The organism is Bacillus sp. M13(2017) (assembly GCF_002218325.1).
Lineage (GTDB): Bacteria > Bacillota > Bacilli > Bacillales > Bacillaceae_G > Bacillus_A > Bacillus_A thuringiensis_K.
Map to the genome: position 1 here is coordinate 1 of NZ_KZ268536.1, position 8,521 is coordinate 8,521.

Here is an 8,521-nt window from a genome sequence, read left to right on the forward strand (position 1 = left end):
CCATACCGAACACGGAAGTTAAGCTCTCTAGCGCCGATGGTAGTTGGGACCTTGTCCCTGTGAGAGTAGGACGTCGCCAAGCAATCTTAAGACGAGTCAGAATGACTCGTCTTTTTTGTATGCTTTCATACCTCTCTTAATTGCCTGTTTAACTCCTTCTAAATAGGCGAATCCATGCTTTTTATCTGGTTCTAAGTAAGTACCTTCTGCCCATTCATTCCACGCATTAATAAATAAAAACTCGCTGTTGTAAAGAGAATAGGTACGATGAATTTGCTTACTTAAGTATATCGTGAACTTCTCAGGAGTAGAACCGAGAAAGATGCTGCTATTTAAGTCTTTGCGACGTGCTGTGTTGTCCCAGTCAACAAAGGCACCGGGAAATGTTTTTTTCTCTGGAGGAGATCGCTTTAGTATATACATCCAAACTTTATCATAATCCCAAGCGTTTATTTGTTTACCAGACTCATATATTGTCTTATTTATGTCTGGAGAGCTATCATGAGCAATTGTATAAAAAGGCTCGAATTGAATGCTAGCATCGAACCCATTTATATTAGGAAGTGGGAAGCTGTTTAATGTTTCTACAAAGTATATACCTTTCAAACCATTTTCTTGTGCGAGTGTATCCCAGTAATTAAGCATTTGCTCACAGCCAGGGATATGCCCAGGACGATAAATAATGAATAGGGGTTTATCATCTATACGAATATATCTTTCATCTTGGAAAGCTTGTAATAAATAGTCAAAGTGTTCTTTCCAATCCGATAACTCTCCATAATTTTGAGGCATTAATATATGGCTATCAAGACCATCCCAAGTTTTTGTCCACGGTTCATTTGCCCAAGAAAGGCAAAATGGAAAATCTGGTTCGCCCGTCTTAAGTACTTCATTAAAGGGTGTCTCCAATAGCCTTTTTCCTTTAAACCAGTAATGGTAATAACAAAAACCATATATGCCGTGTGCTTTGGCAATTTTTGCTTGCCATTTTCTTACGGATGGGTCCGTTAAGTCATAATAAAAATCTTGATAAGGTTCTCTAGGTTGATAATGTCCTGCAAATAAAGGTCGTGCACTTTTAGTATTTGTCCATTCAGTAAAACCTTTTCCCCACCATTTGTCATTTTCTTTTATTTGATGAAACTGCGGTAAGTAAAAAGCAATTATTTTCAAGGTATATCCTCCTTATGTTCTTTGTAGTTCAAAGTGGGGGGGAAGTTACTTTTGATTTTTTGAATCGAGTTTAAAGCGCTAGATAGGTTATTTACTTACTATTTTGTTGTGCTTCATATTGAATTCGTTTTTACAGTTTGCTCGATAGAGGAATCTTGGATCATTTAATATATGGCTGAGATGAAAAGTGATTTTCATTATAAAATTATGCGCATTACCATGTAGGAAAAGAGTTAATCTTTTTGGAGAACAAATAGGGCTTGGGGTAATCGGCTTGCGTCATCAAAAAAGTCCCGTAGCTTTAAATACTTCTCATAGTGATTTTTAATATAATTTCTAGGTATAACGGTTTCTCCGTAGAAGCTACTATTTCTAACATCTCCCGCTCCTGTAGGACTGTGGACAAAATTACCGCTTTCATAATCCGAGATGGCCCGATTTATATCTGGGAAAGCTTGTGATAAAGTTTTATGCCAACCCGTTTGAATGAATTCAGGGTGTTCCTTGAATTGTTGACAGTAATCGAGAAAATAGCGCGCTTGTGTTGTGGCTATGAAGATGCCACCTGGACGAAGAATTCTTGAAAATTCCTTTATCCAATTTTCTGCAGTTTCTTCGGATAAATGTGAGAATACAGAATAAGCGAATATGATGTCTAATGAATTGTCACTAATAAATTCTACAGGAGGTTGTGGATTGGCTGTTTTATATATTCCTCTTCCTAACGTTTCATTGCAAATGTTAATCATTGCGGGATCTACATCAATACCAAGTAAATTTTCATCGCGAACATCTTTGAAAAAAAAGCGTATAATTCTTCCCCATCCGCAACCAAAGTCTAAAATTTTACGTTCTTTATTCAAGGGAACACCTAAATTTTGGGCATATGTTTTTACATGGTTATAAAACAAATATGCTTCATAAAGAGCATGTTCATAGGAAGCTCCTACAAACTGTTGTTGAATTTCTTCGGGGGGGAACATAGGTACTGGGATACCATTTATCTTTGTTTGTGAGCAACTTTGTATAAATAGATTTAGAAGTTCAACGTCAGAAAGAGGACTAACAAGGTTATCAAAATCATTTCCTAACTTAAAGTTATTCATTTGTTAACCTCCAAATTATATAGTGCCTAAAAATTATGTTCGTGTTTTTTACTAATAAAAACATGTAGAAATTCAGCATCTAATCCTAGTGATCTATCCTTTTGTAAATAAACAATTGTATACATATTTGCATGTGTATAAATATATTCAATCATATCTTGGCCCCAATCAAATGTTACTAAAGCCCCCTTCTCATCAATAGGATTTCCATGATAAATTGGCTCTTCCATATACTCAATTCCTTCTTTATTGTTTCTTGCTCTTTGTAAAGTCTTTGGGAGTGTATGATACCAAGGGACGGTAAACACATGAGCACCACCAGGCTTTAAGACACGTTCTATTTCTTTAAAGGCTTTCTCTGGCTCCATTACGTGTTCAAAGACATCTTGCGTAATGAATAAATCAAAAGATTCATTTTGAAAAGTCATGTTTTCTAAATTCTCACATCTAATTCCTTGAAAGTATTGACCAAGAGGATAGTTTTTAAAGTATTGAGAATATGTATAGTTTTTACAGTTTTTTATCAGTAGTTGAGTTGTAATCCCTCCTGGTGAGGACTCGTGGATATGATAGGACCCCCATTTTGGAAAAAATGTATTTAAGACATGAACTAAAGCTCGTTGCCTCGGTATAGAGTGGCATGTAGAACATAAATAGTGATCTCTAAGCCATTCATTATGCTCTATAAATGTAGCTTCCTTCTCACAAATAACGCAGTAGCCATTATTGTGCTTCAAATTACCTTCCACATGATATCCCTCCTGTATAAAATGCAATGTATTTCCCCCATTATTTTCATGGCAGTAATGCTCTCACCTTAAAATCCGGCTGGAGCAAAGAAGTTGGGTGGGATATGAACTGCCCGTAAACGTCCTCACTTTATGGATAGTATCAGACACATGTAAAACCAAAGAGAGTGGGTAGAAATTAGGGAAACCATAAAAGTAAGATTGGTAGAAGGGATTAATTAGTGGGGGAGAACCCCACACTAATTAAAGTTTCACTTTATGCTATGCGATACATTTGCTTTTATTCATTGAAAAACGTAGGGGTTTAAAATATCCCTTTCGTGTATGGATACATTTCAAAGTCCTTTGCATATATTTCTGTAACTAAATCCATTGTTTCTTTGTCATAAAAGCTTGCGTATGTTGGAAATCGGGGAAAGGCTTCATCTGTAATGCTAAGTTCTGCATAGCTTCCTGTATAAACCATCTTGTGAGCGCGATGATGACCTGAACTTGTAAGTTTGGTTAGGTCAGATTTAATCAAACCGTATTCGTTTTCTATTTTGGGAATTTGCTTATTAAAATCTTCTAAAGGTATATAGCGTTGGATAAAGGCTTCTTCACCTTGGACGTATTGTTGACTAAAGTGCATATCTATTACTTGGGAATTGGAACCAAGTGCTTGAACGTAATATAAAAATTGTTTGAATGATATTCCTTGCTTACTATGCTTGTCATTATAAAAACACTTTCGGATACTATTCCATTGAGGACTAGCATAAGGATTGTCAGCAAGTAATAAAAATGAGCTAACGGCCCTCTTATAGGGATTTCGTACGAGTTTACAAACATGTTTTTTGGCTTCTAAAAGACCGCTATGTACCGCTTGTATATAATTGGGGTTATTTTTATATACCCAGAATTCATAGTAATGAATAAAATCATTGTATTTCTTTGCTTCAGGAAATAATCCAATTTGAAAGAAGAACCAATTAGCTAATGCGGTACATCCGCTTCTATGACTCCAAAATAATATAAGGGGAAAATCCTTATGGAAATGCGGAATTCGATCTTTATGTAGAATGATGTACTCTAAAAACTTTTGATTTATATTTTTCATGAGTTTAACACTCCTTTTTTAAGGGTATAGAAGAGGATTTTTTATTAATCCAATATATTCATGAGAATGAGTAAATATTATGAGTGTATTTTGCTTTCGTCTTAAATAAGAAAGCCATTCTAAAAGGGAAATATAAAATAAAGATAATGAAAATGTATAAGAGGCATACAATTAATTATAAGAAAAGAAATAATAAAAGTGTCCAAGTTCATTTATTTGTATTTCTAGGTGTGATAAGCAAAAATCTTATTACTAGAGAGGATATTATGGGGAAGAATAATTATTTAATAGTAGGTGGAAATAGTTTCATTGGTATTAACCTCGCATTAGGTTTATTGAAACAAGGTCAAAATGTAAAAGTATTTTCCAGACATATAAATAATTTTCCTCAAAATCTTATAAGTGAGGTTGAATTTATTAAAGGTGATTTAGCAAATGTTGAAGATATATATAAGGCTTTAGTAAATGTGGATATTATTATTTATTTAGCTGCAACGTCTAATGTAACAACTTCAATTGAAGATGTTTTTGGAGATAGGAACAGTAGCTTTTTTTTTCTTAATTTCATGGAAACTGTTAAACGTTTCCCTATTAAAAAAATTGTATTAGCATCCTCTGGAGGCACAGTTTATGGTGAACCAGAATATTTACCTATTGATGAGAAACATCCATTAAAACCACTATCTCCTTATGGAATAACAAAAGTGTCGCTTGAAAATTATTTGTACTTTTATAAGAAAAAGTATGGAATGGACTATGTTGTATGTAGATATTCTAATCCATATGGAAAATATCAAAATCCGTTAAAGAAAGTTGGAGCAATAAACTGTTTTTTGTATCAGCATCTCAGTAATGAAAAGATTAATATATATGGGAATCCACAAGAGATTATTCGAGATTATATTTATATCGATGATCTAGTGGAAATCACTATACAACTATCACAATTAAATCGCTTGAAATCTTGTGTGTATAACATAGGGAGCGGCAAGGGTCTCTCTTTAAAACGAATTATAGTAGAATTGGAGAAATTAACGGAAAGAAAAGTGGACTTTATCTGCTATAAACAAAAGCAAGAAAATGTTCAAAAAATCATTTTAAATATAGATAGGGTAAGACGAGAATGTAATTGGGAACCGAAAGTGGATTTCAAAAGTGGAATTAGATTAAATAAGCTATGGATTGAAGAGTTCTTATATAGTAAAAAATAATAAGCCATGCCCTACTTCTGTATAAGTAGAGCATGGTTTATTATTTTGTTTCTTTTTGTATTACCCAAAGGTCTTGATGTTCCCACCAAAAACCTTCAGTGTATTTTTTGATGATAGGATTATAAGGTAATAATTTAATTTTGTCACATACGTAAGAGGGACTAACGATCGTTTGCCCGTATTGATGCACATCTAAATCCAGTTGTTCACTAGAGGGGAGAAACCAATAACCCTGTTTATTTAAATCTGGAAAGCCGAAGTACTTTTTACTTTGATATCCATGAGTTGTGAAAATGAATAATCCGCCAGGGGACACAGCATTATACAATGTTTGAAGCCAACGAAACCAAGTTGTATCAGGCATATGAGAAAAAAAGGATAGACCAAAAACGATATCATACGTAGACGATAATTTTACTTGTTCCGGCTCAGGGTGAGATAAGATAGATGAAGTATTTAATGTGCGTTCAATAAAACTAATAGCCTCTTCATGTATATCACAGGTAGTTATATGTAAGTTCGTTTGTAAGTTTAATAAATGGCGTGTTACGCAGCCATATCCGGATGCGAATTCTAATAATTTTGTTGGAGTGTCTACAGGAGGATAAAAGGAAGTCATTAAATCTAAGAGTGTTTCTGCTGATTTTCTTCCATCTTTAAAATAATAATCTATTGCTTCTTTTTTAGAAGGAAAGACTGGATTCGTGACCAGGAATTGGAAGATATGATCCTCCGGATGGATACTTGCATTTACATTGTAGTTCTGTGCAATTTGAGAAATCAAATCTTTATTTGCCTCTATAAATTCTTTCAAAGAGTAACCCTCCTTAAATAATAGTAATGTCTTACAAGAGATACTGATGGTAAAGAAAATATATAATTAAACCTTCAAATATGTTTTAAGATACTTTCTATATGCGTACATTTTCTTTTTTGAAATGTCGTCGATAGTAAAGGTTTCTTTAATGAAATTCTGCATTTGTACAACTTCACTGTAATGGGAATATGAATCTTCTGCTCTCGTTACGCTATTTGTATGTCGTCTATGATAGTTTAGAGGTTTTGGATTGAAATAAATGTTCCCCTCTTTAAGGATAGAAACATAGAAAAACCAATCACCGGCTATTTTAAACTGTTCCAATTGTTTTGCTGTTGTTTTTATATCTATGTTTTTAAAAACTACACTTGAGACATTAGGTATGGTGTTTTTGATAAGTAACGTATCTTGTATTTCATCTATCCCTTTTCGCACATAAGAACTCTGCCATTTTTCTTTATCAATATCATTTGTGTAATCTAAATAATGATTGGCCAATACATTTCCTTGTTCATCTATTTGTTTTGATTGTGTGTAGCTTAAGGCAACATCACTATCTATATGAAAACCTTGTATTACTTCTTCTAAAAATGTCTGATCACATAAGTCATCGGCCTCAGCAATCCAAATATAATCACCGGTTGCTGCAGAGACACCTTTTATCCATTGTTTAAATACAGAACCAGAGTTTTTATAATTAATAATCTGCTGAATTTTCAGGTGATGTTTATTTTCGTTTGAGAGCAGCTTTTCAAATATAGATACGCTATTGTCAGTAGAGGCATCGTCTAGGAAAATTAGTTCGTAAAGGGGATAGGTTTGATTTAATATTGATTTAACTCGTTCGGATAAGTATTTTTCGTAATTATAGTTCGGTACAATGACGCTTATTTTTTTATAATTATGCTCAAGCAAGTTTAATAATTGATAAATGTAATGAAGAAAGTTGAAATTTTTTTCAATAAGTTCTTGGCCAAAGGTCCCTTTTTGTAATCGTAAATCTTCATCCCCGATAAATTCGTATATTTTTTCCAGCATCATCGGTAAGTTTAAATAGTCTACTAATGCGCCAGTTTGTTCCGTAACAACATCTTCAAAACCTCCAGCGTTTTTAAACCCTATAACAGGGAGTTTTGTATCTAATGCTTCTAAAACCACGTTTGGGAAAGGATCTTCTCTTGAAGTTAATAAATATAAATCAGCCCCAGCGTTATATAAACCGATATCTGGAGTAGGATCCACTAATGTAAAATGTGCTGTATATCTTGGTGATAGCGTGTTTAAAAAGTGAACATCTGTTTTCCCAACCCAGATAAAATGAATATTTTTATGAATCTTTCTTACTGAGTAAGCAATAAGTGAGAATAAATCTATCCCTTTTCGATGATCAGCGAAGCCTACCCCCAAAATGATTTTGCTATCTAGAGGCAGGTTGTGTTTTTTTCGTAATTCGTTTCTCGCTTTTGCAATATTGTTCTTATAAGGATTGTGGTTAAACAAACCTTGAGGGAGGATGTGGCACTTTTGATAATCTAATTGGGTGATTGTACGGAACTTTTCATACACGTATTGTGAAGGGAAGACAATTTTGTGAGCAGACTCGGCAATTTTTATCGCTTTTCCCTCAGCAGAGTACTGTTGTATTAAATGCGGCAATTCATGTATTAATGAAATAACTTTTATATTATGTTTAGCTAGTAATGCAACTATATCACCACTTATGACGGTACTACATATGGCGATGGTATAGTCTTGTGATAATAACTTCTTTATTAATGATTCGATCTTTTTGTCCGTTGGGTAGTCTTCCTCTAGGCAATAAACAGGACCATACTTTTGAAAGTCGTGGATTAAAATGCCCGTTCCAATAGAAATAATTGCGACGGAGTAATGAAAGTTTTCTTTGAGAGCTTTAATAGTATGTAAAGAAAGCAGCTGTGCTCCGTGGAAATGGGCATCATGGGATACATAAATGATTTTCTTATTAACATGCATTTCATAACGCCTCCTAAGGTTAATTAGATTTTTAGTAAATGTATGGTGTATTTATAATTTCTAGAGAGAAGTCTAAATAAAAAAGCTACTTTTAATATATATTTGTTTGGTTTGATATTCATTCTTTAGAAAGTATAAACTGTCGATTATGAAAGGGACTGCGCTAGTTTATTAATCTTTAGGGAAGAAGTATAAAAATACCCTTCATAATTTATAAAATAAAAAGGATAAAAGGTATTGACGATTAGAGTATAGAGGTGTAATATAGAACAAGTCGCCGATGACATTAACGTCGCAAGCGACAAACAAAATGAAAAACTTAGTTGACATTAACTAACGAAGATGTTAACATAAGGAAGTCGCAAATGAGC

Annotated in this window: 7 protein-coding genes and 1 rRNA gene; 2 read left to right on the plus strand and 6 right to left on the minus strand. The window is 33.6% G+C overall.

Translation table 11 applies throughout. The features are described 5' to 3' along the window. Positions 1 to 82 (plus strand): 5S ribosomal RNA (gene rrf, locus CGQ22_RS33075); the annotation flags it as partial. Between the two features lie 14 nt (positions 83 to 96). Here the strand turns inward: rrf and CGQ22_RS31010 are convergent. From CGQ22_RS31010 to CGQ22_RS31025, 4 genes are all read right to left on the minus strand, one after another. Next, the gene (locus CGQ22_RS31010) at positions 97 to 1,173 is read right to left on the minus strand and encodes a glycosyltransferase WbsX family protein (protein ID WP_000690962.1); all 1,077 of its coding nucleotides are present in this window, start codon (positions 1,171 to 1,173) and stop codon (positions 97 to 99) included. Between the two features lie 233 nt (positions 1,174 to 1,406). Then, on the minus strand, positions 1,407 to 2,279 hold the full coding sequence (locus CGQ22_RS31015) for a class I SAM-dependent methyltransferase (RefSeq protein WP_001058686.1): 873 nt from the start codon (positions 2,277 to 2,279) through the stop codon (positions 1,407 to 1,409). Positions 2,280 to 2,305: 26 nt separating this feature from the next. Next, a complete protein-coding gene (locus tag CGQ22_RS31020; RefSeq protein WP_046945641.1) occupies positions 2,306 to 3,028 on the minus strand; it encodes a class I SAM-dependent methyltransferase in 723 nt (240 codons plus the stop codon). 304 nt (positions 3,029 to 3,332) lie between these two features. Then, positions 3,333 to 4,127 carry a sulfotransferase family 2 domain-containing protein gene (locus CGQ22_RS31025; RefSeq protein WP_000790062.1) on the minus strand — a complete coding sequence of 265 codons (795 nt, stop codon included), beginning with the start codon at positions 4,125 to 4,127 and terminating at the stop codon, positions 3,333 to 3,335. Positions 4,128 to 4,393: 266 nt separating this feature from the next. On the opposite strand from CGQ22_RS31025, the gene CGQ22_RS31030 reads away from it, so the two are divergent. Continuing rightward, positions 4,394 to 5,338, plus strand: a complete 945-nt coding sequence (locus CGQ22_RS31030; RefSeq protein ID WP_000517674.1) for an NAD-dependent epimerase/dehydratase family protein — start codon at positions 4,394 to 4,396, stop codon at positions 5,336 to 5,338. Between the two features lie 40 nt (positions 5,339 to 5,378). Here CGQ22_RS31030 and CGQ22_RS31035 read toward each other — a convergent pair whose 3' ends face one another. Next, complete coding sequence (locus CGQ22_RS31035; protein ID WP_000657498.1) at positions 5,379 to 6,152, minus strand: class I SAM-dependent methyltransferase; 774 nt, start codon at positions 6,150 to 6,152, stop codon at positions 5,379 to 5,381. Positions 6,153 to 6,218: 66 nt separating this feature from the next. Further along, a complete protein-coding gene (locus CGQ22_RS31040; RefSeq protein WP_089149799.1) occupies positions 6,219 to 8,150 on the minus strand; it encodes a glycosyltransferase in 1,932 nt (643 codons plus the stop codon). Positions 8,151 to 8,521: the final 371 nt, after the last annotated feature.

Bases quoted from the DNA above. Each gene is read 5' to 3' on its own strand.
- CGQ22_RS31030 (WP_000517674.1), top strand. From the start codon at position 4,394: ATGGGGAAGAATAATTATTTAATAGTAGGTGGAAATAGTTTCATTGGT.
- CGQ22_RS31015 (WP_001058686.1), bottom strand. From the start codon at position 2,279: ATGAATAACTTTAAGTTAGGAAATGATTTTGATAACCTTGTTAGTCCT.
- CGQ22_RS31040 (WP_089149799.1), bottom strand. From the start codon at position 8,150: ATGCATGTTAATAAGAAAATCATTTATGTATCCCATGATGCCCATTTC.
- CGQ22_RS31025 (WP_000790062.1), bottom strand. From the start codon at position 4,127: ATGAAAAATATAAATCAAAAGTTTTTAGAGTACATCATTCTACATAAA.